Source organism: Curtobacterium sp. SORGH_AS_0776 (assembly GCF_031453355.1).
Taxonomy (GTDB): domain Bacteria; phylum Actinomycetota; class Actinomycetes; order Actinomycetales; family Microbacteriaceae; genus Curtobacterium.
Window position 1 is genome coordinate 1,472,188 of the sequence record NZ_JAVIYU010000001.1, and the last position, 24,870, is coordinate 1,497,057.

The following is a 24,870-nucleotide window of genomic DNA, read 5'->3' on the forward strand; positions in this document are numbered from 1 at the left end:
GTGACAGTGGCTGCCATGTGGGCAGGAAGTGACTGTATCGTACGATGGCGGCATGGAACAGCGAGAAGCCCGACCCAAAGGTGTCCGGGAGCGGATGCGCGAGACGATCAGGGGTGAGCTGACAGACGCTGCAGTTCGCCTCGTCCGTGAGGTTGGTTTCGACGGCACCACGGTGAGTGCCATCGCCGCAGCCGTCGGGGTGTCCGAGCGGACCTTCTTCCGGTACTTCCCGACCAAGGAAGATGCCGTGCTGCAGGCAACCGAGTCACTCAGCTCCGCCGTGGCGGATGCCCTGGCCGATCGACCGGCAGAGGAGAGCGACCTGGAGGCGTTCCGTGCGGCGTTCCAGGTCGCGGTCGATTCCGTCCGCGCTGCTCCGGACCGATGGGCGACGGTCATCGGTCTGGGCCGGTCGGAGCCCGCCCTACGGCGCCGACACCTCCAGCAGCAGGACATGTGGGTTGATGCGCTTGCCGCCGCCGGTGAGGAACGCGCCCGTGTGGGCAATCGAGCGACGGCGGCCCGGCTGCACGCAAGCGTGATGATGCTCGCCTGGGAGCGCGCGCTCGTGTCCTCGTTCCACAGCGAACGTTTCGATCGGATCGGCGAGGAACTCGACGTAGCCATTACCGAAGTGCGCGACTTCGTCGGCCGGTAGTGCGTCTGTCGCCCAGGGTGCGCAGATCGTCAACTGCAGATGACTCCACGACCGTCCGGATGGTTGACCTGTCCCCATCAGGAGCAGGCTGTCGACCGCGCCTCGTCATACGTTCGGGGTAACCGGGCTGATTGTGACTCGCTCGGGTGCTGCCGGTGAGGTAGTCGGAATCATCAACGCAGCGTGTGCCTCGTGGGTGCCGTTGCTTCCTCTCTGAAATGGAACGCCATGTCCGATACCTCGGGATCGATCGTCGTCGCCTACCACTCTGGTTACGGGCACACTGCAGTGCTCGCCGAAGCGGTTGGCCGGGGCGCGGCAGATCGCAGCGCCAGCGTCACCCGCATCGACGTCAGCAGGTTGAGTGACGATGACTGGGAGGTTCTTGACGCAGCAGACGCCATCGTCTTCGGATCGCCCACCTACATGGGTGGAGCGTCGGCCGAATTCCACAAGTTCGCTGAACTCACAGGAGGACGGTTCTTCCGGAGCGCGTGGGCCGACAAGCTCGCCGCGGGCTTCACCAACTCCGGGTCCAAGAGCGGCGACAAGTCGAACACGCTTGGGTTCTTCCAAGCACTCGCAGCGCAACACCACATGATCTGGATCAATCTCGCGCTTCCCGCGGGCTGGAACTTCGCGGACAAGTCCGAGGACGATCTGAACCGCCTCGGGTTCTGGCAGGGTGCCGCCGGTCAGACGCACAACGACCTCGCCCCCGATGCCATGCACGCGTCGGACATCGAGACCGCCGAGCACCTCGGCCGACAGGTCGCTCGGCAGACGGAGATCTTCATCGCCGGCCGGCGCGCTGTCAGCGCTGCGGCAGCAATCAACACCGAGTACGCGCGATGACTGGCGCGACGGTGCACGTGGCCCAGGGCTGCTTTCCCAGAAACAGCAGATCCGTGTGGAAGCGTGACGTGGTCTGCCGACTTTCCATCGCGCGTCTGCAGACCGCCGGAAGCCGACTGGTGGGCGAAGGCGAGTAGCTCGTCGACGACCGGGTGAGCCACTGCCGGTGTCTTCGCGCGTCAGCGGGTCGATGCGCCCATTCGGATCCTCCCTTCCCCGTGGGATCCGACAGCAGTCGGAGAGGAGTTCTGACCGTCGAGGTTCCGGGCCGCGCACCCGGACCGGAACCAGGCCACGGCGAGCGTCGTCGCCCAGCTACGCGCGGACACCGGCGCCGAGGAGGACGACCCGCGCTTCCAGGTGATCATCGGTGAGCTGTCGATGAAGAGCGAGCGCTTCCGTCAGCTCTGGGCCGGCCAGGACGTAAGCCGGGTGGGGAGTCCGACCGGCGTCGTGCACGACAGCGCCGTCGGCGACCTCACCCTGCGGCGGGAGAAGCTCGCCGTTGTCGGCAGCGAGGGCCTGGTCGTCGTGATGTACGACGCCGAGTCGGGGAGCACCGACGCCGACGAGCTCGTGCTCCTGTCGTCGCTGGGTTGACGGCCCGGCCGCTCAGGCTCAGCGGTCGGACGGTTCGACGAGCCGTTCCACCGCCGTCATCGCGGCCCGTCGCGCTGCGGCTTGATCGATCGGCGTCGCGGCGAGGATCGGCGTGGTGCCGGTGGCGGCGAGGCTGAGGTGCAGCACGACGTTCAGCAGGTCGACGGCGCTCAGCTCCCGGGTGATCGTGCCGGCCGCCTGGGCGCGTTCGATCTGCTCCAGCTTGCTCCGCTCGGACACGACGACCTGCGCAGGGACGCCCTCCGCGGGCCGCTCGAGCTGGTACCAGGCGGACAGCCGCACGATCTCCGGATGTGCGCGGTAGTGGTCCATGAGCCGCCCGGTGTAGCCGGGGAGGTCCTCGGCGTCGAAGGGGACGACGTCGATCGAGCCGAGCGCGAGCGCATCGAAGGCGGCCTCAAACAGCTGCGCCTTGCTGCCGTAGTAGCGGAAGAGCGAGGAGATGTTCGCTCCGGCGGCCTTGGCGATGCGGTCCACCCGCGCTCCGGCGATGCCGTGTGTCGAGAACTCCTCGATCGCGGCGTCGAGGATCTGCTGCCGCGTCTGCTCGCTGCTGCGCACCATGCGGCAATCCTAGCGAGTAAGTGGTTGCTTGCGCTTCCGGCTCCGTCACCGTAGGGTCGTCACGTATTGCAAGTGAACACTTACTTAGGAGCAGCAGCATGACCAAGACAGCAGTCGTCACCGGCACGTCGTCCGGCCTCGGCAAGGCCGCCGTCGAGAAGTTCGCGCGGGAGGGGTGGAACGTGGTCGCCACCGTTCGCGACCCCGAGCAGCTCGGCCTGTACGCCGAGCTCGAGAACGTGCGGACGCTCCTGCTGGACGTCGACGACGAGGCGGCGGCGCCGACGTTCGCTGCCGACGCCGTGGCGGCGTTCGGAGGTGTGGACGTCCTCGTCAACAACGCCGGGTACTTCCAGATGGGCCCGCTCGAAGCGTCGAGCATGGAGCAGATCCACCGCCAGTTCCAGACGAACGTGTTCGGGCTCCTGGCCCTGACAAAGGCGTTCCTGCCCGTGTTCCGGACGCAGCAGTCCGGCGTCGTCGTCAACATCGCGTCGATCGGTGCGGAGGGCGGGTACCCCTACACCTCGGTGTACTCCGCGTCGAAGGCCGCCGTGCTGACGATCAGCGAGGCCCTCAACGTCGAGATGCATCCCTTCGGTGTGCAGGTGAAGGCGGTGCTGCCGGGACAGCACGCGACCCGCATCTTCAGCAAGATCGACGGGCCCGACATCGAGGTGGACGCTTACACCGCTCAGATCCAGGCGTTCTTCGACCACGTCCCGGAGTCCGGCTCCGAGCCGTCCGTCGTCGGCGACGTCGTGTACACGGCGGCGACCGACGGACGCACCGACAAGGTGCACTACTACGCCGGCCCGGACGCGCTCGCCATCCCACGCATGAAGCGCCTTCTCGGAATCGAGGACTACTGGACGGAGTTCCAGGCCTTCGCGCTCGGCTCGCCCAGCCCGCTCTGGCAGACGCTCAACGTCCCGGCGGGCACCGCTCCGCTCGAGCGGATCATCTGACGGCGGCACAGACATGACATCGCAGCCCAGACCACCGTTCGATCCCGAGCTCGAAGCCGTCCTGCCCGTGCTCGACGGGCTCGTCCCGAAGAACGTCACGCTCGACGACGTCGACACGTTCCGGGCGCTGACCACCTCTCCGCCGATCGAGGAGACGATCGCCGGTCGGCCGATCCTCCACACCGTACGGTCGATCCCCGGACCTGTCGGCGCACCCGACCTGACGGTCTCGGTCTTCGAACGTACGGACCACACCCGTCCCGGGCCCGGGATCTTCCACACCCACGGCGGTGGCCTGATCGGCGGTGACCGTTTCGTCGGAGCCGGGGTGTACCTCGACTGGGTCGAACGGTTCGACGCGGTCGTCGTGTCGGTCGAGTACCGTCGGCCGCCGGAGCACCCGGATCCGGCTCCGATCGAGGACGTGTACGCCGGTCTCGTCTGGACCGCCGACCACGCGGCGGAACTCCGGGTCGACCCCGCTCGGATCGTCATCGCGGGTGAGAGCGCGGGTGCCGGTCTGACCGCCGGCCTGGCGCTGCTGGCGCGGGACCGGAAGGGCCCGGACGTGCTCGGGCAGGTCCTCATGTACCCCCTCCTGGACGAGCGCAACGACACCGTATCCAGCCACCACGACGATTCCGCCGGCACCTGGGACCGGACCAGCACCGAGACCGCGTGGGACGCCTACCTGGGCGCCCGCCGTGGCACGGAAGGAGCGTCGATCTACGCGTCCCCGTCGCTGGCGACCGACCTGTCGCACCTCCCACCCGCGTTCATCGACGTCGGATCCGCGGAACTCCTCCGTGATGAGGACGTCGCCTTCGCGTCGGCCATCTGGGCCGCCGGCGGATCGGCCGAGCTGCACGTCTGGTCAGGCGGCTTCCACGGGTTCGACCAGATCGTCCCGGCGGCTGCGGTCTCCCGAGCGGCCACGGCCGCACGGACCAGCTGGCTGGAGCGGCTCCTCCGGAAGGGATGAGGAACGGACGGGAGGCGCGTGGCGGCACCGCCACGCGCCTCCCGTCCGACGTGCGGCCGCTCAGACCCTCGCGGCCTCGCCGGAGATGCGTCGCGACAGGTGCTCGAGCGCCTCGGCGCTCGTCGACCCCGGGACCGCGTGGTAGGCGCAGAGCAGGTAGCCGGGGGTGTTCGGCACGACGAACGTCTGGTGGCGCAGCGGGACCTGGCCGTACCCCTCGACGAACGGCCGGACGTCGCCGTCGTAGTAGGGGTCGACCTCGTGTCGATTCCACAGGTCGCGGAACACCGGGTCGAGCGCGGCGAGCCGGGCCGCGGTCGCGTGGAGATGCTCGTCGTACGGGTCGCCGTAGAAGCGCAAGCGGCGGGCGGTGCGGTCGGCGAGCGCCGGCCAGGTCGGCAGGGCCCGGACCTCGGGTCGGGTGAAGACCACCTCCGGGATGCTCATCCCGACCTCGAGTCCGAGGGGCACGACCCACCGCGCGAGGGCGTTCGAGAGCACCACCTCGTGCCGCGAGTTGATGATGTAGGCGGGCGTGTTCGCCCATGAGTCGAGGATCGCCGACATCGCCTCGGTGGAGACCGCGGCCTCGGCCGCCGCGATGTCGGAGGGTTGTGCCGTGCTCAGCCGTGCCATGTGCTGCGCCGCCGCGTCGTCGAGGCGGAACGCGCGCGCGAGCGCCTGCAGGACCTGGTCGGACGGCGTGCGGTCGCGGCCCTGCTCGAGGCGGAGGTAGTACTCCTGGCTGATACCGGCGAGTCGGGCCACCTCGTCACGGCGGAGGCCGGGGACCCGGCGCCGCGTCAGCGACCGGACGCTGACGTCCTCGGGGCGGGTCGCCGCGCGCCGTGCGCGGAGGTAGTCGCCCAGCGGCGAAGCTGTGCTCACGACCGGTCCTCTCTTCGTCCTCGTCGGCACCGGCGTGGGCGCCCCTGTCGATCCTGGCGCATCCGTGGGGCCGAAGCGCGCCGACTGTCCCCGGCAGGGACACCCTCGGGGCTCCCCGGTTCCGTACCGTCTGGCGAGTCCGGAGGGAGAGCCGTGCAGGGAACACCGGTACGACGCGCGCACGTCACGGTCGCGGCCAGGTTCGCGTCGACGCCGACCGAGGTGTGGTCCCGGTTCGTGGACTTCGCCGACGCGCACGTCAGCGCCGGCGGATCGGTCGAGGTCCTCGTGCCCGGCGAGAGCCGCTGGGTCCGCCGGTCGTCGGCGGACCTGGGCGTCGTCGAGGAACGTTCCAGCGGTGGTCCGGACGGCATCGTCGCGTACCGCGCGCGGGTCCCCGGCGGGTCGGCGATCGACGATCTCGACGCTGTCGTGCGGGTGTCGCAGGACGGCGCGGGCAGTCTCGTCACGTGGAGCACCGAAGGGCTCGCGAGCCGCTCCCCGGCCGACCGGGAGCGAGTGGGGAACTGGCTCGCCGAACGCCTGCGTGCCGCCGGTGGGCGCGTCCTGCCGCCGCTCACGATGGACGTCTGGCTGGGCGGCTACCGGCCGATCGCGCGGACCGGTCTCGACGGAACCGGGACCGCGACCTGGTCGCCGACGACCGCGACGCTCATCGCCGGTGAGCGCGACGCCGTCCTCGTCGACGCCCTCATGACGGTGGACGAGGCCGACGACCTCGTCGCGTGGATCCGCGGGACGGGGAAGCGGCTCCGCGCGGTCGTGGTGACGCAGGGGCAGGCGGACCACTTCTTCGGACTCGGGCAGGTGCTCCGGGCGTTCCCCGACGCCGTGGCCATCGCTGTCGCCGACGTGGCGGAGCAGGCGCGTGCGCACACCGCACCCGTGCTGCGCTCCCGGTGGGAGACGCTCTTCCCGGGCCGTCTGCCGACGACGGTGACACTCCCGACCCCGGCCCCCGCCGGAGCCGTCGACCTGGAGGGGCACACGCTGCAGCTGTTCGACGTCGGCGAGGTCGGTGGGCGCCCCACGAGTGTGGTCTCCGTCCGGCACCTCGACGCGCTGGTCGGCGGCGACCTCGTGTACAACCGCGTGCACCCGTGGCTGATCGGCACCGACGGCGCGTCCCGGCGTCGGTGGTGGCGGTCGCTCGACCTCGTGGAGGCACTGCGCCCTGCCTGGGTCGTCGCGGGGCACCGGCACCCGGACGCGGCGTCCGACGCGGCGGGACCGCAGGTCGACGACCTCCGGCGCTACCTCGAGGACGTCGAGGCGGTGCTCGCCACGAGCACGGACCCGTCCGCGTTCGTGGCCCAGATGGCCGCTCGGTGGCCGGATCACGGGAACCGCTCGACACTGGAGGCGTCGGCCGTCGCGCTGTGCACGCCCGGCAGGGCGCACGCACCCTCGGAGTTCCCCGACCTGCTGCCCCGGGGCGGGGAGGACGAGGAGCCGCACCGCACCACCCTCGACTGAGCCAGCGCGCCCATTAAACTGGCAGTGACCGGGAGGAACGTCGTGGGCGGTTCGGAACTCGCAACGCGGCTCCGCACGCTGCGACTGGCGGCCGGCATGACGCTCGAGGCACTCGCTGAGCGGTCCGGTGTGAGCGTCCGCGGGATCAGCGACATCGAGCGCGGCAAGAGCCTGCACCCGCAGCCGCGCACCGTCGAGGCCCTGGTGTCCGGGCTGGGGCTCGACGACGCGGCACGCCGCTGGCTCCGCGCTCCGCTGGTGGCGCCTGGACCGGACGGTGGCCGCACCGACTTCCGGCCGGCGCGGGTCGTCGACTTCACCGGCCGCGGTGCCGAGCTGCACCGACTCGTCGGACTCCTCGACCGGTCCCCGGCGACCGGTGCACCCGATCCCGTCCGTGTCGTCGTCGTGTCCGGCCCACCCGGGATCGGCAAGACCTCGTTCGTCACCGAGGCGTTCGCGCGTGCCGCCGGGCAGGGGCGGCGGGTCTTCGTCGACCTCGCGGGTCACGGCCGACCCGCTTCGACCGCGCTGGAGGTCCTGCAGCGCGTCCTCCGGCAGTGCGACCCCGGGGACCCGCCGGGGACGCTCGCGGCCGCCCGTGCCCGATGGGCCGAGGTCGCCGCGGACGAGCGCGTCCTCGTCCACCTCGACAACGTCTCCGGTGAGGACCAGGTGCGGCCCGTCCTCGTCGAGGGCCGGGTGACCGTCGTCGCCACCTCGCGCCGGTCGCTCGCGGGACTCGACGCCGAACGGGTCGCCCTCGACGTGCTGGCACCGGCGGACGCACGGCTGCTCCTCGAACACGTGATCCCGCCGGGGCAGCGCGACGACGGTTCGGTCGCGGAGCTCGTAGCCCTGTGCGACGGCTTCCCGCTCGCGCTCCGGGTCGCGGCGAACCGGATCGCGAGCCGACCGGCGACCAGCGCCGCCGACCTCGTCGTCCGGCTGCGCTCGGCCGACCGTCGTCTGGCGCTGCTCGTCGCGGGGGACGTGTCCGTCGCGGCGGCGATCGCGGTCTCCCACGACGACCTCGACCCGCCGACGGCGGCGGTGTTCCGCACGACCGCAGCCCTCGACGGGGTCACCTTCGACGCACAGGTCGTCGCGGCGGCACTCGCCGACGACCCGCGCGACACCGAGGAACGCCTCGAACAGCTCGTGGACCTCGGGCTCGTCGAACAGCGGGGTGCCGACCGCTACCGGGTGCACGACCTCATCCGGTTGTTCGCCTCCGACCGGCTCCGCGAGGACTCGACCGCCGAGGCAGCGGTCCGCGCACGCCTGGACCGGTGGCTGCTCGACCGGTTGCTCGCTGCGGGGTCGGCGTTCGTCGTCCCCGGCAGGGCCCCGGTGTCCCGGCCGGACGCGGACCAGCAGGCGGCACGGGACTGGGTCGTGGCCGAGGTCGACCACTGGTGGCCGGCGTTCCAGCGCGCGGCGGCCGACGGACGCCACGAGACCGTGCTGACCCTGACGAGCGTGCTGCAGTGGGTCGCGAACCTCTGGCCGGACTGGGGCAGGTGGTACGAACTCGACCTGCTCGCGCAGGACGCCGCGAGCGCGACCGGGGACGACGCCGCTGCGTCCGCCATCGGCGGTCACCTCGCCTGGGCGGCGCACATCGAGCGGGCGGACCACCGCCTCGCGGCACGGCACGCGGCGGAGGCCCTCGGCGCGGCTGAACGATCGGGCGTCGGGCACCTCGTGTCGTGGGGCCACTACCACGTCGCGTGGGCGGCGCTGGAGCTCGGTGAGACCGAGGCCGCCGAGGCGCACGTGCGCGCCGCGGTCGTGGGCTTCGAGGCCGATCCCGACCCGGTCTTCCTGCACCAGGCCCGCGGCTTGCTCGGGGTCGTCCTCCGTGCGCAGGGGCGGCACGCCGAGTCGGTCGCGGAGCTCCGGACGACCGTCGCGGGCATCGTCGCGGGCCTCGACCCGGTGGACGAGCGCGTCCGGTACGCGCAGGCCCTCGCGCGCGCCGAGCTGGCCACGTCGCTCCTCGCCGCAGGCGAGGCGGACGACGCACTCGACGTCCTCGACGCCGGTCTCGCCGCCGTCCCGCTCGACACCGGGACGTCGCTCGGGCTGCTGCTGCGCACCCGCGCCGCCGTCCTGACGTCACTGGGACGCCGGGACGACGCACTCCGTGACGTGGAACGCGCTCTGGAGGCATTGCCGGCGCGGGTGCGTCCTGCGCGGTTGGACGCGTTGCAGCGCGAGCTCGCCGCACTGCGCGAAGACCTCACCGGTCCCGCCGGTTGACCCCTTCCCGACGGGGGACGGCGTCACACGGCCACCCTCCGCTGCGCTGTCAGTTCCTCCCGCAGCGCGGCGAGCACCTCGGCCGCGTGCGAGCCGGCGGGAGCGTGGAAGGCCGTGAGCACGTGTCGTCGGGCGCCGGGGATCTCGAGCGTCTGACACCGGAGGGTGACGGGGCCGTGCCCGTGCACCTCCTGCTCGATGGAGCCGTTCAGGTAGGGGCGCGCGTCGTGTCGCGCCCACAGTCTCCGGAACTCCTCGTCACGGATCGACAGCGTGCCGACGATCTCCTGCAGGCGGCGGTCCCGCGGATCACTCCCGTACCGCAGCGTCGCCGCGGTGCGTTCGGCCGCCTCCGGCCAGTCCTCCATCGCGGCCCGGGCGGCCGCGGAGAAGACGGCGAACGGCAGGTTCACGCCCGGGCGCAGTGCCCCGCCGGTCATCGCTCGTGCAAGCGGGTTCACGACGAGGACGTCCTGGTTGCCGTCCATGACGTAAGCGGGCGTGCCGGTCCACTGGTCGAGCAGGCCGGCCAGCGCCGTCGTCGCCGAGCCGGGAAACGCGGGGGCGTCCGGCGTGAGCTCGCCCGTCTGGATGCGGACAAGGCGGCGCATGTGGTCGACGGCCGCGCCGTCCAACCGCAGTGCACGACCGAGCGCGAGCAGCACCTGGTCGGACGGCTGGCGGTCTCGTCCCTGCTCCAGTCGCAGGTAGTACTCCTGGCTGATCCCGGCGCGCTGCGCCACCTCGTCGCGACGGAGACCCGCGACGCGGCGGGGTGTCAGCGAGACGATCCCGACGTCCGTCGGCTGCACGAGGGCTCGGCGCGCCCGGAGGTACTCGCCCAGCGGTGTCGCGGTGGTCGGCATTGCGGCGCTCCCTCTCGTCGGCGGTGCGGCACCTGTCTCCGGTGCTGCAAGATGACGATGAACAGCCCACCAGTCGGCCGGCGTCCGCACCATGCAGAACGCAGGCAGGAATCGAGGAGACCGTGACCGCACCGACCGACGGAGCGGTCCTCCGCCGCATGCGCGCAGAGGCAGGCCTGACCCTCGCCGACCTCGCCGACCGGGCCGGGGTCGGCGTGCGCACGATCGGGGACATCGAGCGGGGCGTAGCACGTCGCCCGCAGCGTGCCACGCTCGAGGCGATCGCGTCGGCGCTCGACGTCGGTCGCGCCGACCGGGACGCGTTGCTCGGCATCGGCCGGCAGCGGCGGACAACGACGACGGCCGCGCCCGACCCCGTCGACGACTTCACCGGCCGAGAGTCCGAACTCCGGCAGATCCTCGACCGACTGAACAACGACCACCAGGCGGTGGTCGTCGTGTCGGGCGGCCCCGGCGTCGGCAAGAGCACGCTGGCGGCGGAGGCGCTCCGCGTGCGCGGCGGCACCTGGCTGCACGTGGACCTCGGAGGGCAGTTGACGTCGCCGCTGTCCCCGCTCGACGTGCTGCGCCGTCTCATCTCGATCGCGACGGACGGAGCGGAGGACGCACCGACCGACTTCGACGCGGCCGCCGCACGGTGGCGGGCGCTCCGCGACGAGCGCGGTCATGCAGTGCTCCTCGACGACGCGGCGGACGAGGCGCAGGTGCGACCGGTGGTGCAGGCGAGCGGCCCGTCTGCCCCGGTGCTCGTCACCGCGCGACGGCTGCTCGCCGGTCTGGACGCGGGGCTCCGGGTGACGGTCGGGCCCTTCGCACACCGGGACGGCGTGTCCCTGCTCGAGCGCATCGTCCCCGACGCCGCAGGCAACCCGTCGCTGTCCGCCCTGGTCGACCGGTGCGCCGGCGTCCCGCTCGCACTGCGGATCGCCGGTAGTCGGGTGGCAGCTCCGGGAGCGGACCTCGACCGGTTCCTCCGGGCGATGGCCGAGGAGGACGCGCGGCTCGGGGTCCTCCACCACGGTGACCGCTCTGTCGAGGCCGCCTTCGTCGTCTCCTACCGGCAGCTCCCGGAACGGACAGCCCGCGTGTTCCGGTCTCTGTCCGTCATCGACGGGTCGACCTTCGACGCCTGGACCGGCGGGGCTGCCCTAGGGCTCGACACAGCGACGGCAGAGGACGCGCTCGAGGACCTCGTCGACCTCGGTCTCGTCGAGCCCCGCGGCGGGAACCGGTACCGCGTGCACGACCTGCTCCGGGCGTTCGGCCGCGGGCAGCTCGACGCGGAGGACGGGGGAGACGCACGTGCGGGGCGGCGGGCTCGTCTCCACGCCGCGGTGCTCGGCAGGCTGTCCGACGCGGCACGCTGCTTCGCCCCCGACGCCGGTCCCGCGTCCGACATCACGACGCCGGAGGTGGCGAGGCGCTGGATCGTCGGGGAGGTCGACCACTGGTGGCCCGCGTTCCGCACGCTCGCAGCCGGTCCCGACCCCGCGGCGCTCGTCCGGGTGGCCGGCGAGCTGCAGTGGTTCTCCAACCTCTGGCCGGCGTGGGGGCGCTGGTACGCGCTCTTCGGGCGGGCGGTCGACGCCGCTCGTGTGATCGGCGACCGGGCGGCCGAGTCCCGCCTCCTCGGGCTGCAGACCTGGGCCGCGCTCATGGAGGTGGGTGACCGGGACGGAGCCCTCGAACTGGCGACCGCAGGGCTCGCCGCGGCGGAGACCGTCGACGACGACCTGGTCGTCGCCAACGCCGAGTACCACGTCGCCTGGGCGCACCTCGCCCTCCGGCAGCCGGTGCTCGCCCTGCCCCACATCCAGTCCGCAATCAACGGGAACGAGCGCGCCGGGGACGACGCCGCGCTCGTGCAGTGCCGGTCGATGGCCGGTGCGGCGCTCCACCTGCTCGGGCGCCACGAGGAGGCGATCGACGCCTTCCGCGCGGTGCTCGACGACCTGGACCGGGCACCCCAGGACGAAGCCGGCGTGGCCTTCACCCGGGCGGTGGCACTCGAGGAGATCGCGAAGTCGGCGAACGCGCTCGGCCGGTGGGACGAGGCCCGTGACGCCGCGGACACCGGGCTCGGCATCGCTGCCGGGATGTCGTGGGACACCGGTGCGGCCCGGGCCCTGCGGCAGCGTGCCGAGGCGCTGCTCGGGACGGGGGCGGTGGAGGACGCTCTGGCTGACGCCGAGCGGGCGATCGCACTCGTCGACCCGGACCGCGCGGATGCGCAGGCGCTCGCCGTGCTGGGCGAACTCACCGAGCTGGTCGACCGCGCTCGGCGGACGACGGCGCCCGAACCGGACTCGTCGACGAGCGACGCCGACGTGGAAGGTGCCCCCACCGGGGGCAGGCTGGGCACGCCAGTCGCCGACTAGCCTGCCGCGGTGCAGCCACACCCGGACCACCAACCGATCGTGCGCGCTCGCGACCTCGAGCACGCCTACCCGACGCCCGCCAGCCAGGGACGTCCCGTCCTGCGCGGGGTGTCCCTGCAGGTCGACCGCGGGGAGATGCTCGCCATCGTGGGGCCGAGCGGCTCCGGCAAGAGCACGCTCCTCGCCTGCCTGTCCGGGCTCGAGACGCCGCTGCGGGGTGTGGTCGAGCTCGACGGTGTCGACCTCCGCGGTCTCTCGCGGCAACGCTCGGCCCGGTACCGCCGCGGGCGGGTCGGGTTCGTCTTCCAGTCGTACAACCTGCTCCCCGCCCTGACCGCGCGGGATAACGTTGCGTTGCCGGCACGACTGGCGAAGCGTCCGGCGGACCGGCGGACGGTCGACGCCGCACTGGACGCGGTGGGACTGCTCGACGCGGCGGACCAGCGGCCGGACGCGATGTCCGGCGGCCAGCAGCAGCGGGTCGCCATCGCCCGCACGCTCGTCGCCCGTCCTGAGGTCGTCTTCGCCGACGAACCCACGGGCGCACTCGACACCGTCGCGGGTGCGCGGGTGCTCGACCTGCTCCGCCGGACCGCAGCGGGCGAGCGGTCGGTCGTGATGGTGACGCACGACCTCGCCGCAGCGGCCCGCGCGGACCGTGCCCTGGTCCTGCGCGACGGCCTCGTGCACGCGGACCTGATCCGTCCGGACGTGGACGGCCTGTTCGCCGCCGTCGAGCACGCGGCGGATCCGGCATGATCACCGCACAGCTGGCCGTCGCCGACCTCCGGTCGTCGTGGCGGGTCTGGTGCGGGTTGTTCGCGGTCTGTGCTGTGGCCGCGATCGCCGGGTCGGTCCCCGGCACGCTCGTCGTGGGCGGGCTGGAGACCCCGGACGTTCGGGGTCTGGCGATGTTGTCCATCGCAGGCACGACGGCAGCGTTCGCGCTCATCGCCGTCCTGGTGGTCGTCTCGGCCATCGTCAGGCTCACGGCGGCGCTCCTCGACCGGACCTACGGGCTCTGGCAGCTCGCCGGTGTCACGCCCCGCGGAGTCCGATGGACGATGCTCCTGCAGACGGCCCTGGTGTCGACGGCCGGCGCGGTCGCCGGTACGGCCGTGGCCGTGGGCGTCGTTCCGCCAGCGGTGTCCGCGGCACTCCTCGACTCGAACGGGCTTGCCGACGTCCGGGTGGCGCCGTCCTGGGGTGAAGCCTTCGTGGTCGTCGTGGTCACGGCTGGAGCTGCGATCCTCGCCGGTGCGTCGGGCAGCAGGCGTGCGGCAGCCACCTCGCCGTCAACGGGGCTCGGGGCTCCGACGGTGAGCCGTCGCTCAGCCGCCGTCCGAGCCACGGTCGCCGTCCTGCTCGTGGCGCTCGCAGGGAGCATGCTCGCCGGGGTGCCAGCGTCGATCCCGGACGGAGCAGCCCCAGCGCTCCTGATCGGCCCGGTGCTGGTCGCGGCGGTGGCCGTGCTGGGCCGCACCGTCGGCACACCCGCCGTGCGGGTCTGGACCGCCATCGTGCCCACCGGGGCTTCCGTGGCCTTCGGGCTGGCGCGCGCAGCGGTGCGGTGGTCGTCGACACGAAGCGACACGACGCTTGCCGCGTTGTTGGTGGCGGTCGGACTGCCCACCGCGCTGGTCGGCGGGCAGCGGACCGCGGCGAGTGCCATCGGTGCCGATACGCCCGGCGGGGCCGGGGCAACGGTGCTCGTCCTCAGCGGCCCGGTGCTCCTGGCTGCCATCGGGGCGGCGGCCACCGCGGCGATGGCCGCCCGAGACCGTGCCCGGGAACGCGACCAACTCAGGGCCATCGGCGCCTCGCCTGGCCTGCCGGTCCGGGTCGCGGCGCTCGAGGGACTCGTCCTCGGGGTCACGGGGACGTTGGTCGCCGCGGCGGTGGTCGCCGTCGCGGTCACCGCCGAGTGGGCGGTGCTCGTCGGGGAGTACCCCGGAGCGCGGCCGATCTTCCCCATGGCGCTGCTCGGCGCCGTGGCCGTGTTCTCGACGGGGCTCGTGGTCGTCTCCTCGGTGCTGCCAGCGCTCCCCGCCAGTCGTCGTCGCGGTCCCGTCCAGGCTTGAGTCGCGCCACCACCTCGGACTCGCTCAGTCTCGGCCCGACCGGACGTAAGCTCTGCACGTGCCCGAACGCATCCACCGACTGGTCGGCCGCGACGCCGAGGCCCGACTGATCACGGACGCGCTCGACGCTGCGCGTGCCGGTCAGGGCAGCGCAGTCCTCGTCGAGGGGGAGCCCGGCATTGGGAAGACCGCGCTCCTGGCAGACGCGGCTGTGGTCGCCGGAGGACGTGGGGATTTCGTCCTGCGAGCGCGCGGCGTCAGGAGCGCGACGGACCTCGCGTTCGGAGCGCTGCACGAGCTGCTCACCCCGCTCACGGCGTACATCGACGCCCTCCCGGAACGACAGGCGTCCGCGCTCGAAGTCGCCTTCGGCCGGACGAGCGGACCGGCACCGGACCGCCTCGTGCTCGGGGTCGCCGTCCTCGGACTCCTGGAGGAAGCAAGTGCCCACGGCACGGTGGTGCTCTTCGTCGACGACCTGCACTGGATGGACCGGACGTCGGTGGACGCGCTGCTCTTCGCGGCTCCGCGCCTGCCCGCGCTCCGGGTCCTGCTCGTCGCCGCCTCGAGGAGGACGGAGCAGTCGCCGGACCCGGCGGACTCGTTCCCGACCGTCATCCGTCTCGGGCCGCTCGACGACGCCGCTGCGGCCCGGTTACTCTCCGAGGTAGCAGGCCACCTGCCCGAGCAGGAACGTTCACGAGTCCAGCGGGAGTCGTACGGCAACCCACTGGCGTTGCTCGAGTTCTCCGCCGACGGCGCGGGCAGGGCGCTGTCGGGAAGCCCCGAACGGATGTCCGCGCACCTGAAGCGGCGGCTCCTCGACGGCGTCCGAGTCCTCCCGCAGGGAGCGCAGGACGCGCTGCTCCTGGTGGCAGCCGGCGAGGACGCCACGATACGGGAGCTCGAGGAAGCCGTGTCAGCGGCCGGCCTCGCGCCCGGTGACCTCGCAACTCTGGAGCGCCAAGGACTCGTGCGGCGTGACGGGGACCGGGTCGCTCCCCATCACCCTCTGGTCGGTTCCGCGCACTACGACGCTGCGGGCCCGGTCCGGCGCCGTGCAGCCCATCGCGTCCTCGCGGGAGCGGTCCGCGCCCCGGACCGTCGTGCCCTCCACCGTGCTGCAGCGACGGTCGGCCTCGACGAGTCCGTCGCAGCGGAGCTCGTCGGCGTCGCCGAGGCGGCCCTCCGACAGGGGGCGCCTGCAGAGGCCGCGATCGCATGGCGACGCGCGGCAGACCTCTCTCCTGACCCCACCCACCAGGCGAACCGGTTGGTGGAAGCGGCGGAGGCTGCCCGACGAGCGGGCGTCTCGAGCGACGCGTCCGTGCTCCTGACCCGCGCCAAGCCGCTCGCCGAGCTCTCGGACTCCCGGGTTCAGCACCGGTTCGCACGCGCCGAGTGGATGCTGAGCATGACCGCGGACCACCGAGGTCGAAGCGCGGGGGAACTCGTCGCCTTCGCCGACACCCGGTCCGACGCCACGGAGCGTGCCGAAGTCCTGCTGTGGGCGGCGGCAAAGTGCTACATCCACCAGGAGTCGGACGGTGTCCGGGAACTGGTCGCGTCGACCGTCGAGCGCACGGTACCTGGGCACGGGGACCAGGACGACGCGGTGCTCGCCGACGTCGCCCTGGCGCTCGTGCGGACCGGGCGGCGTCTCGACGAAGCGACGGTCGACCGGTTCCTCGATCGCGCGCAAGCGACCGACGGCGTCATCGTCAACTGCCTCGCCTTCGCTGCCGAGGAATCCGGCGACATGGCGCTGTCGGATCGGTGCTGGACAGCGGGTGTTCGCCTCTTCCACGAGGCTGCACGGACGAGTGACGAGGCGACTGCGCTCTGCGGACGTGCCGCTCCACGGATCACGGCGGGCCACCTGCGGGACGGACTGGCCGACGCCGACCGCGCTGAGCGCCTCAGCGAGGAGCTGGAACTGCCCGTGGTCACCGGGATGGCGCTCGCCGAGGCTGCTCGGGCACTGGCTCGTGCTGGCGACCGGGACGCTGCCCGGGTTCGTCTCGACGCACTCACGCGCATCCCGGTGGCTCGGGAGTTCGCGCGCATCGTCGCGACCGCTGCCTGGGCGGAGGCACTCCTCGCGGTTGACGAGGGGCGTCACGAGGACGCGCTCGCACACCACGCGCGAACCGCAGTGAATCGCCCGATCGCACTGTGGGCCGGTGCCGACCTCGTCGAGTCCGCACTCCGGGTCGGGGACGTCGCCCCGGTGCTCCGGTGGCTCGACGACGCGGAGCCGGTCGTGGACGCAACCGACTCCGCGCACCTGCGGTTGCTCGTCGTGCGTGCCCGAGGGCTGCTGGCGGTCGACGACGGCGAGGCGCTGGAGCACCTGTGGGCCGCTGTCGGGTCCGGGGCACCGAGCACCGTGCCGTTCGACCTGGCCGTGGCACGACTCCACCTGGGCGAACGGCTCCGTCGAGTCCGACGGATCGTCGATGCGCGTGAACAGCTCGCGGAGGCCGTTCGGCTGTTCGACGGCATCGGCGCCCGCTCGTGGGCAGTGCGAGCGCGGACGGAACTGCGCGCAGCGGGCGGGTTGCCGGCCCGCGGTCAGGCACGGCCGACGGCTGCGGACCTGCTCACGCCGCAGGAACTCCTGGTGTCCCGCATGGGCCTCGACCGGACGGACCAACCGGCAGATCGCGGACGAGGTGTACCTGTCCCACCGCACGGTCGCCGCCCACCTGTCCCGCGCGTTCACGAAGCTCGGCATCAGCCGCCGGTCCCAACTGATGGGTGTCCTCGGGCCCTCCGACCCCACGGAGTGAGTTCCCAGCGGCGTTCTCTCCGCTCACGCGACGTGCTCAGCGCCAGGAGCGGTCACCGTCTGCAAGCGCTCCTTGGCCCGCTGCAGGAACCGAGCACCTGCGGTGCCGGACTCTGCCGTCATCGTGATGAGCGACTGGCCGCTGCCGCCCGGGACGGTCAGCGAATGGCAGACGAAGTCGAGCGGGCCGGATGTCCCGAATCGCATCCGCACGGGCCAGGTGACCTGTCGCTCGACGTCGTGACGAGCCCACAGGCTCCGGAACGTCTCGTCGCGGATCGCCAGGGTGCCGACGACCTCCTGGTAGCGCGCGCTCCTCGGGTCGCCGTGGAACCGCAGGTTGGCGACAGCACGGTGGGCGTCGTCCGTCCACGCGACGGCATCCGCGCGCCCTCGCGTCGAGAAGTGCTCGAACAGGAGGTTGCTCCCGGGCAGCAGCCGGGGGCGGACCAGTTGCGCGAGCAGGTTCGCGGCGAGGACGTCCTGCTCGGCACTGACGACGAGTGCCGGCAGGTCGGTCAACCCGTCGACGAGGCCGGTCAGTCCCTCGAGCACCGGAGCGCTTGCGGTCGCGGGGAACGGGGCGTCGTCGTCGAGCCGCGCGAGACGGTGCATGTGCTCGACCGCCACCGGGCCGAGCAGGAGGGCTCGTCCGATCGCGGTGAGCACCTGGTGCGAGGGCCGGCGGTCGCGCCCCTGTTCGAGTCGGAGGTAGTACTCCTGGCTGATGCCGGCGAGCTGCGCGACCTCGCTGCGTCGGAGGCCCGGGACGCGTCGGGTCCGGGAGGCGATGATCGCGACGTCGGTCGGACGGACGAGCGCCCGACGCGCCCGGAGGTAGGCGCCGAGATGTGCGGACGTAGGGGTCACGGAGCCTCCCGGGTCGGGCCAGCGTTCCCCGCGGACGTTCGGGGACCGTGTCTCCACGATGGCGTTCCCGCCGCTTCCGCAGCATCCGTCGAATGACCACATCTCTGCCTCGCCGGAACGTGTCCCTGCCGGGGACACGTCGTCCTCCCGGGCCGGCCGTACGCTCCGGTACGTGAGCACGGACGATGACGCCGACCACCGGCTGGTACTGCTCGCGAGGCTCGTCCTGCCCTGGCGCACCGTGCCGGCAGCGGTGTACGACCGGCACCTCACGGTCCACGTCGCCAACGACCTGTTGCACGCTGTGCACCCGTCGTTCCGGCCCGGGACGAACCTGGCGCGCGCGGCCTTCCTGCAGCCCGACGGTGCCCCGCTGTTCCGAGTGGCACCGGACCCGGCCGACGCGACGCCGATCGGTTCCCGGCTCGCCGCTGAGCTCCGGCGGTCGCTCGACGAGCACGACGAAGACCGTGGTTTCGTCGAACTGGTCGGAGAACTCGCTGCACGCAGCGCGGACTTCGCCCGGCTCTGGGCCGAGCCGGGCGACGTCGGCCCGAGCGGCTTCGTCGGCTTCGACAACCCTCTGGTCGGTCACCTCGTGCTCGCCTACCACCGGTTCGCGGTGCCCGGCCCGGACGGCGACATTCTGCTTGTCTGGCGCGGTGCGGACGAGCGGTCGGCTGAGCGGCTCGCACGTCTCGCCGACTCGCTGCCCGCCTGACGGCGGGCATCCTCAGCGCGAGACCACGACCTTCCCGATCGTGGTCCCGCCGGCCACCTGTCGATGTGCCTCCCGCAAGCCCTCCGCGTCGAACCCCTGCACCACCGAGGTCACGGTGGACCGCACGCGACCGGCGTCCACTAGGTCCGCGAGTGCGTCGAGGAGCCGTCCCTGCTCGCTCATGTCGGGCGTGCCGAACGACGACCGGGTGAACATGAGCTCCCAGTGCCAGGCGACGGACTTCCGCTTGAGCGGGTACAGGTCGAGGCCACGCGGGTCGTCAATGGCGGTCACCTCGCCGAACGGTCGGAGCAGCTCGGCGAAGGCCTGGACGTTGCCGGCCGAGTGCGCCGTGAAGACGTACCGCACACCCTCGGGCGCGACCGCCCGGACGTTCCGCACCAGGTCGCGGTGGTCGACCGCGTGGTCCGCGCCCATGGTGGTCACCCACTCGCGGCTCTCGGGGCGTCCGGCCGTGCCGACGACCGTCAGTCCGGTGCGCGCCTTCGCCAGCTGCACGAGTACCGAGCCGACACCTCCGGGGGCTCCGACGACGAGCAGCGTGCCGGTGCTCTGCTCCGTCAGACGGAACCGCTCGAAGAGCGTCTCCCATGCGGTGATGCCGGTGAGTGGGAGTGCCGCGGCCGCGGCGTGGTCGAGCGATGTGGGACGGCGACCGACGATCCGCGCGTCGACGACGTGCAGCTCGGCGTTGGTCCCTGGCCGGTCGAGTGCTCCGGCATACCAGACGGCATCGCCGACGGCGAAGCGGGTCACCGCGGAGCCGATCGCCTCGACGACACCTGATGCGTCCCATCCGAGCTGCTTCGTGCCCGAGCGGAGACCGTGACGGCTCTTCGTGTCGACCGGGTTGACGGACACGGCCTCGACGCGGACGAGCAGGTCGTGCGGGCGCAGCGGGGCGAGCGGGACGTCGAGGGCGACGAACGCGTCCTCGTCGCGGATCGAGCGGCCGGCCTGGGCGAGGAAGGCGCGGGTCGAGGTGGGCACGGTGCCGGCGGTGCGGGTGCTCGGGTCGGTCGTGGTCATGGGTTCCTCCGTGCGGGACGCGGCCGGCGGGGCCACCGCCGGGAGGCGTGGGTCGCCTCTCCCGGCACGGTACGTCTGCCGTGTCGCGGGTCGCGTGCCTCTGCCGGGGACACCCTCGTCGGTCCCTGACCCTGCCAGGGAGATGGTCCTCGGGGGGACACGTGCCGTGGTGTCGCGCGACCGTAGCGTCTGGATCGTCGCCGTGGAGCGACCCCGACCGAGGAGCACCGATGAGGATCCCGCACCCGCCCGTCCCCGCCACGTCCCACGTCGGGGCCGACGTCGCCCCGCCGGTCCTCCGGACGCTGCTGCTCCCGCTCGCGCCGGCGGTCACCCGGCGCCCGGAGGTCCGCTCGTGACCCCGCTGCGTGCGGTGCTCGAGGTGCTGCGTACCGACCCGGACCAGTGGCGCCGACGCGGCCTCCGATCGCCTCGCGAGATCGCCGTGATGGCGGCGGAGCGTTCGCTGCCGGACGAGCCCGCTTACGGCGACTTCTTCGTGCCGTCGCGGTGAGGCCGCGCACGTTCGACGGCCCGGTCCCCGCAAGGGAACCGGGCCGTCGTCATGGCAGCACGGTCACGCTGCGCGGTCGAGTGCCGTAACCTCGGCCGGTGAGAGCCGGACGGCGGCGGCCGCCACGTTCTCCTCGAGGTGCGCGGGGCTCGACGTCCCCGGGATCGGCAGCACGTTCGACGCGTGCTGGAGCAGCCACGCGAGGGCGATCTGCGACGGCGAGACGCCAGCGCGGGCTGCCATCGCCCCGAGTGGACCGCCGCTGCGGGTGAGTCCGCCGGTGGCGAGCGGGAACCACGGGATGAAGCCGACACCGAGCTCCGCGGTCACACGCACGAGTTCCTCCGACGAACGCTCGACCAGGTTGTAGAGGTTCTGCACGGTCGCGATCGGCACGATCCGCTGCGCCGCACGGAGTTCTGCAACGCTCACCTCGCTGAGCCCGACGTGCCGGATGAGCCCTTCGTCGCGCAGGGACGCCAGCATGCCGAGCTGTTCGCCGAGCGGCACCCGCTGGTCGATGCGGTGCAGCTGGTACAGGTCGATGCGCTCCAGCCGGAGCCGGCGGAGGCTGCCCCGGACGGCGGCGCGCAGGTGCTCTGGCCGTCCGTCGACGATCCACTCGCCCCGCCGGCCGCGGACGAACCCGCCCTTCGTGGCGATCACGACGTCGGAGCGGTACGGGGCGAGGGCCTGACCGATCAGTTCCTCGGCGACCTCGGGTCCGTAGGCGTCCGCCGTGTCGATGAGGGTCACGCCGAGGTCGACGGCGCGACGGAGGACCGCTCTGGCGCCCTCGGGGTCGCGTGCGGGCCCGAAGGCGTTCCGGCCGGGCAACTGCATGGAGCCGAAGCCGAGGCGGGCGACGGGGAGGTCCCCGCCGATGAGGAAGGTCCCCGCGTCAGCGGCGGTGCGGGGTCGTGCATCGATGTCGGTCATGGTGATCCTGTTCGTCAGCTGGTGCGGAGGAGGAGGTGAAGAGAGAGGAGCTGCTCAGACGGCGGGCACGATCGTGCGCTCCCGACGAGCGCGAGCCGTCAGGCCCACCGCGGCGACCCCTGCGGCGACGGCGACGAGTGCCGCGTACACCGCTCCGACGGGCGCGAGCCCAAGGCCGTCCGTGAGGAAGCCTGCGACGAGCACCGGGGCACCGTAGGCCGCGTACGCGACCAGGTACACGGCCGCGAACAGGCCGCCGCGGGTCGCGTTGTCCGCGAGCGGGCCGAGGATCCGCAACGAGGAACCGAATGCGGCTCCCTGACCGGCACCGCCGATGACCGCCGCGACGACGAGCAGGGGGAGGTCCGCGGTGAGGACGGCGACGCCAGCGCCGACCGCGCCGACGAACAGCAGGCCGGCACCGATCGCCGTTCCGCGCCGGTCTGCGACGCGGGCGAACAGCATGCCGGCGACCGCCGCGGCGGCGGGTTGCAGGGCGATCACGGCCGCGCTCGCCGCGCCGCTGCCGAGTGCGAAGACGCCGTCGTCGAGTCGCGGCCCGAGCCCGAGGAACAGCCCGGAGAACATCCAGCCGGCCGCCGTCAGGGGAGCGAGCACGACGAACCACGCCCGGGCACGAGTGGGGACGGTGAGCACCGGTCGGAGCGACGCGAGTGCTCCGGCGTGCCGGTCGGCCGTCTCGTCCGCCGCGAGCACCGCGGCGATGCCGACGAGCAGCACGACCCCGAATGTCAGGAACACGGCGGCGGTCGGGTCGGGCGCGACCTGCGCGGCGATGCCGCCGCCGAAAGCGCCGAGGGCGAGACCCCCGACCGGCGCGGCGCTGGTGAGCACCGTCATCGTGCGCCGGTGTCGTTCACTCGACAGTTCGATGATCGCCGCGGTGAACGTGCTCGTCGCCGCCCCGGTCGCGACACCCTGGACGGCGCGGGCGGCGATCACCCACCCGATGCCGTCGGCGACGAGGAACAGCGCACTCGCGAGCAGCATGAGCGCGAGGGCGGCGATGAGGACGGGCCGTCGGCCGATGTGGTCTGACAGGCGCCCGGCGACCAGGAGCGTGCCGAGGAGCGTCACCGCGTAGACCGTGAACGCCGAGGTGAGCTGCCAGTCGGGGAAGCCCCACGCCGCCTGGTAGACGACGAAGAGCGGACTCCCGGCGCCCGCGCCGAACGCGACGGCTACGGAGGCGACGACGACGCCGATCAGCGCGGCCCGGCGGTAGCCCGCGGATGAGCGCCGCGGTCCGGCTTGCTCCGACCGGCGCAGCAGGCCGAGCGACCGGGTGGCGATGCTGCCGACGACGAGGGTGGCGACGCCGACGACGAGCCAGGAGAGCACGGTCCCGGTGGTGCCGAGGTCCGAGAGCGCGAGCAGGCGGATGCCGTAGGTCGCGCTCGCCGCGGTGGTGAACGTCATCGCCCAGAACCCGATCGCGAACCCGCTTGTGACGTACCGCCGGAGGAGGAAGACGTGAGGGAGGAGGAAGGCGACCATCGTCCCGGCGAGCGCGGTGTGCACCACGGACGGCGCGCCTCCCGTCATCGTCCACCACGCGTTCCCGGCGACCGCGGGTGGTGCGGACAGGATGGCGAGGGTCGGCAGGAGCCCGACCGGGACGGCAGGGCCGGTCGCGAAGCGCGCGACGAGGGCGGCTCCGATCAGGAGCCAGAACAGGACACCGGCGGCGAAGTACCCCGTTGCCAGCTCCGGGTGCCCGATCGTGGCGAGGGCCTGGGCGCTCAGCAGGGACGCCGCCACGGTGGGCAGGAGGTACCCGCCGTGCAGGGTTGCCGGGTCCCGCGGCGCGGTGAGCAGCGTCGTGACGAACCAGGCGCCGAAGGCTGTCGTCAGCACGAGCATGGCCCAGACACCTGTCGCGCCCGCGACCGGCAGCCACGTGGCGAGGTGCGCGGCGAGGAGGGACCCGACGGCCGGGACGAGCGCGGCGAACGGTCCCAGGACGGGGTGCCGGAGGTCGCTCAGGATCGCTCGGACACCGCCGGGGCGGCGCAGGTACCGCACGATGGTGACCACCCAGGCGACCGCTGCGGCCGCCCAGAGTACCTCGCCGACGGCGGGTGGTGCGCCGAGCTCGATCCCGGCGGCGGTCCACGTGCCGGCGATGCCGGCCGTGCCGAACGCGATGCCGAACGTGTTGAGGGGAAGGCGCGGTCGCGGCTGCAGCGTGTTGATCATTCTGAACTCCTCCGAACGGGCGCGGAAGTAACCGTCATAGGTGGGTTGGCATTCCGGGTGCGGACGGACGGGAGGCGCGGTGCGGTCCCGCACCGCGCCTCCCGTCCGACGATCGGTGCGTCAGCCCTTGATCCAGGCGAGGACGTCCTGCTGGAGCACCTTGCGGTAGTCACCGTGGATGCCGTGCGGAGCGCCGGGGTAGGTCTTGAGGGTGCCGTCGGCGACGAGCTCGATCGACTTGCGTGCAGCGTCGTCGATCGGGACGATCTGGTCGTCCTCGCCGTGGGCGATGAGGATCGGGACCGTGAGCGCCTTGAGGTCCTCGGTCTGGTCGGTCTCGGAGAACGCCTTGACGCAGTCATAGGCGGCCGAGAGGTTCACCAACTGGCCCTGACGCCAGAAGTCGAGCTTCGCGCCGTAGGAGACGTCGCGGCCGTGGTTGGCCCCGAAGAACGACTCGGACAGGTCGAGCCAGAACTGCGACGCGTCCTCGAGGACGCCGGCGCGGATGCCGTCGAAGACGTCGATCGGGGGTGCCGTCCGGGTTGCTGTCCGACTTGACCATGATCGGCGGGATCGCGCCGGCGGTGATGACCTTTGCGACCCGGCCGTTGGCGTACTGTGCGGCGTACTTGACGACTTCGCCACCGCCGGTGGAGTGGCCCATGACGATGACGTCGTGCAGGTCCAGGTGCTCGATGAGGGCGGCGAGGTCCTTCGCGTACTGGTCGATGGTGTGACCGACGGCGGTCTTCTCCGAGCGGCCGTGCCCGCGGCGGTCGTGGGCGATGGCGCGGTAGCCGTTCTCGCTGAAGAACTTCAGTTCCGGCTGCCATGCGTCCGAGCTGAGCGGCCAGCCGTGCGCGAACACGATCGGCTGTCCCTCGCCCTGCTCGGTGTAGTACATCTCGATGCCGTCGGGCGTGGTGAACGTGGGCATTGCTGACTCCTTGCGTCGTGGTCGGGTGCCGGACGATCGTCGTCGGCGATGGCGACGCTACGAGCGCCGCTCCGCGGGGGCGTGTCCCCGTCGGGAACACCCTCGGGTCGCCGGTTCGGCACGATTGCGGAGGGCTGCGACCAGGGAGCCGGGCGACCATCGCGCCCGCTCCCTGGCCCGA

The 24,870-nt window shown here is 72.4% G+C and carries 22 protein-coding genes and 2 pseudogenes; 15 read left to right on the forward strand and 9 right to left on the reverse strand.

Annotated features, from left to right (window positions below; translation table 11 throughout):
* The first annotated feature begins 52 nt into the window (after positions 1-52).
* From QE359_RS07470 to QE359_RS07480, 3 genes and pseudogenes are all read left to right on the forward strand, one after another.
* Positions 53-658, forward strand: a complete 606-nt coding sequence (locus QE359_RS07470) for a TetR family transcriptional regulator (protein WP_309778649.1) — start codon at positions 53-55, stop codon at positions 656-658.
* Positions 659-886: 228 nt separating this feature from the next.
* On the forward strand, positions 887-1,513 hold the full coding sequence (locus tag QE359_RS07475; protein ID WP_309778650.1) for a flavodoxin family protein: 627 nt from the start codon (positions 887-889) through the stop codon (positions 1,511-1,513).
* Positions 1,514-1,783: 270 nt separating this feature from the next.
* Positions 1,784-2,113: pseudogene (locus QE359_RS07480) on the forward strand (transcriptional regulator); the annotation flags it as partial.
* 18 nt (positions 2,114-2,131) lie between these two features.
* On the opposite strand, the gene QE359_RS07485 reads toward QE359_RS07480, so the two are convergent.
* Positions 2,132-2,698 carry a TetR family transcriptional regulator gene (locus tag QE359_RS07485; RefSeq protein WP_309778651.1) on the reverse strand — a complete coding sequence of 189 codons (567 nt, stop codon included), beginning with the start codon at positions 2,696-2,698 and terminating at the stop codon, positions 2,132-2,134.
* 98 nt (positions 2,699-2,796) lie between these two features.
* Here QE359_RS07485 and QE359_RS07490 point away from each other — a divergent pair, with 98 nt between their 5' ends.
* The gene (locus QE359_RS07490; RefSeq protein ID WP_309778653.1) at positions 2,797-3,666 is read left to right on the forward strand and encodes an SDR family oxidoreductase; all 870 of its coding nucleotides are present in this window, start codon (positions 2,797-2,799) and stop codon (positions 3,664-3,666) included.
* Between the two features lie 13 nt (positions 3,667-3,679).
* Positions 3,680-4,648, forward strand: a complete 969-nt coding sequence (locus QE359_RS07495) for an alpha/beta hydrolase (protein ID WP_309778654.1) — start codon at positions 3,680-3,682, stop codon at positions 4,646-4,648.
* Positions 4,649-4,708: 60 nt separating this feature from the next.
* On the opposite strand, the gene QE359_RS07500 is transcribed toward QE359_RS07495, so the two are convergent.
* A complete protein-coding gene (locus QE359_RS07500) occupies positions 4,709-5,536 on the reverse strand; it encodes a helix-turn-helix transcriptional regulator (RefSeq protein ID WP_309778655.1) in 828 nt (275 codons plus the stop codon).
* A 153-nt stretch (positions 5,537-5,689) separates the two neighbouring features.
* On the opposite strand from QE359_RS07500, the gene QE359_RS07505 reads away from it, so the two are divergent.
* Both QE359_RS07505 and QE359_RS07510 read left to right on the forward strand, forming a co-directional pair.
* Positions 5,690-7,033, forward strand: a complete 1,344-nt coding sequence (locus tag QE359_RS07505) for an MBL fold metallo-hydrolase (RefSeq protein WP_309778656.1) — start codon at positions 5,690-5,692, stop codon at positions 7,031-7,033.
* 42 nt (positions 7,034-7,075) lie between these two features.
* A complete protein-coding gene (locus QE359_RS07510) occupies positions 7,076-9,298 on the forward strand; it encodes a helix-turn-helix domain-containing protein (RefSeq protein WP_309778658.1) in 2,223 nt (740 codons plus the stop codon).
* Positions 9,299-9,321: 23 nt separating this feature from the next.
* Here QE359_RS07510 and QE359_RS07515 read toward each other — a convergent pair whose 3' ends face one another.
* Positions 9,322-10,164 (reverse strand): helix-turn-helix domain-containing protein, encoded by an 843-nt coding sequence (locus QE359_RS07515; protein ID WP_309778659.1) that lies wholly within the window; start codon positions 10,162-10,164, stop codon positions 9,322-9,324.
* A 122-nt stretch (positions 10,165-10,286) separates the two neighbouring features.
* Here QE359_RS07515 and QE359_RS07520 point away from each other — a divergent pair, with 122 nt between their 5' ends.
* From QE359_RS07520 to QE359_RS19075, 5 genes and pseudogenes are all read left to right on the forward strand, one after another.
* On the forward strand, positions 10,287-12,563 hold the full coding sequence (locus QE359_RS07520; protein WP_309778660.1) for a helix-turn-helix domain-containing protein: 2,277 nt from the start codon (positions 10,287-10,289) through the stop codon (positions 12,561-12,563).
* A 39-nt stretch (positions 12,564-12,602) separates the two neighbouring features.
* On the forward strand, positions 12,603-13,322 hold the full coding sequence (locus QE359_RS07525) for an ABC transporter ATP-binding protein (RefSeq protein ID WP_309778661.1): 720 nt from the start codon (positions 12,603-12,605) through the stop codon (positions 13,320-13,322).
* A complete protein-coding gene (locus tag QE359_RS07530) occupies positions 13,319-14,644 on the forward strand; it encodes an FtsX-like permease family protein (protein WP_309778663.1) in 1,326 nt (441 codons plus the stop codon). Before QE359_RS07525 ends, QE359_RS07530 begins: the two co-directional genes overlap by 4 nt.
* Before the next feature lie 58 nt (positions 14,645-14,702).
* Positions 14,703-15,191, forward strand: a pseudogene (locus tag QE359_RS19070) (ATP-binding protein); the annotation flags it as partial.
* A gap of 1,912 nt (positions 15,192-17,103) precedes the next feature.
* A complete protein-coding gene (locus QE359_RS19075; protein ID WP_396127724.1) occupies positions 17,104-17,436 on the forward strand; it encodes a response regulator transcription factor in 333 nt (110 codons plus the stop codon).
* Between the two features lie 23 nt (positions 17,437-17,459).
* On the opposite strand, the gene QE359_RS07535 is transcribed toward QE359_RS19075, so the two are convergent.
* Positions 17,460-18,305, reverse strand: coding sequence for a helix-turn-helix transcriptional regulator (locus QE359_RS07535; RefSeq protein WP_309778664.1), 846 nt, complete (start codon positions 18,303-18,305; stop codon positions 17,460-17,462).
* 172 nt (positions 18,306-18,477) lie between these two features.
* On the opposite strand from QE359_RS07535, the gene QE359_RS07540 reads away from it, so the two are divergent.
* Complete coding sequence (locus QE359_RS07540) at positions 18,478-19,026, forward strand: hypothetical protein (RefSeq protein WP_309778665.1); 549 nt, start codon at positions 18,478-18,480, stop codon at positions 19,024-19,026.
* A 12-nt stretch (positions 19,027-19,038) separates the two neighbouring features.
* Here QE359_RS07540 and QE359_RS07545 read toward each other — a convergent pair whose 3' ends face one another.
* The gene (locus QE359_RS07545) at positions 19,039-20,076 is read right to left on the reverse strand and encodes a zinc-binding alcohol dehydrogenase family protein (RefSeq protein ID WP_309778667.1); all 1,038 of its coding nucleotides are present in this window, start codon (positions 20,074-20,076) and stop codon (positions 19,039-19,041) included.
* A 230-nt stretch (positions 20,077-20,306) separates the two neighbouring features.
* Between QE359_RS07545 and QE359_RS07550 the strand changes: the two genes are divergently transcribed.
* Both QE359_RS07550 and QE359_RS07555 read left to right on the forward strand, forming a co-directional pair.
* Positions 20,307-20,435, forward strand: a complete 129-nt coding sequence (locus QE359_RS07550) for a hypothetical protein (protein WP_280635412.1) — start codon at positions 20,307-20,309, stop codon at positions 20,433-20,435.
* Positions 20,432-20,590: a hypothetical protein gene (locus QE359_RS07555; RefSeq protein ID WP_209080197.1), complete on the forward strand. Its 159-nt coding sequence runs from the start codon at positions 20,432-20,434 to the stop codon at positions 20,588-20,590. Before QE359_RS07550 ends, QE359_RS07555 begins: the two co-directional genes overlap by 4 nt.
* Positions 20,591-20,653: 63 nt before the next feature.
* Here the strand turns inward: QE359_RS07555 and QE359_RS07560 are convergent, their stop codons facing one another.
* The 4 genes from QE359_RS07560 to QE359_RS07575 form a co-directional block, all read right to left on the reverse strand.
* Entirely contained in the window at positions 20,654-21,529 is an 876-nt protein-coding gene (locus QE359_RS07560; protein ID WP_309778669.1) for an aldo/keto reductase, read from the reverse strand.
* A 54-nt stretch (positions 21,530-21,583) separates the two neighbouring features.
* Positions 21,584-23,749, reverse strand: coding sequence for an MFS transporter (locus QE359_RS07565; protein WP_309778672.1), 2,166 nt, complete (start codon positions 23,747-23,749; stop codon positions 21,584-21,586).
* Between the two features lie 120 nt (positions 23,750-23,869).
* Positions 23,870-24,130 carry an alpha/beta hydrolase gene (locus QE359_RS07570; RefSeq protein ID WP_309778674.1) on the reverse strand — a complete coding sequence of 87 codons (261 nt, stop codon included), beginning with the start codon at positions 24,128-24,130 and terminating at the stop codon, positions 23,870-23,872.
* Positions 24,108-24,689 carry an alpha/beta hydrolase gene (locus QE359_RS07575; RefSeq protein WP_309778677.1) on the reverse strand — a complete coding sequence of 194 codons (582 nt, stop codon included), beginning with the start codon at positions 24,687-24,689 and terminating at the stop codon, positions 24,108-24,110. The genes QE359_RS07570 and QE359_RS07575 overlap by 23 nt, the downstream gene beginning before the upstream one ends.
* Between the last annotated feature and the right edge of the window lie 181 nt (positions 24,690-24,870).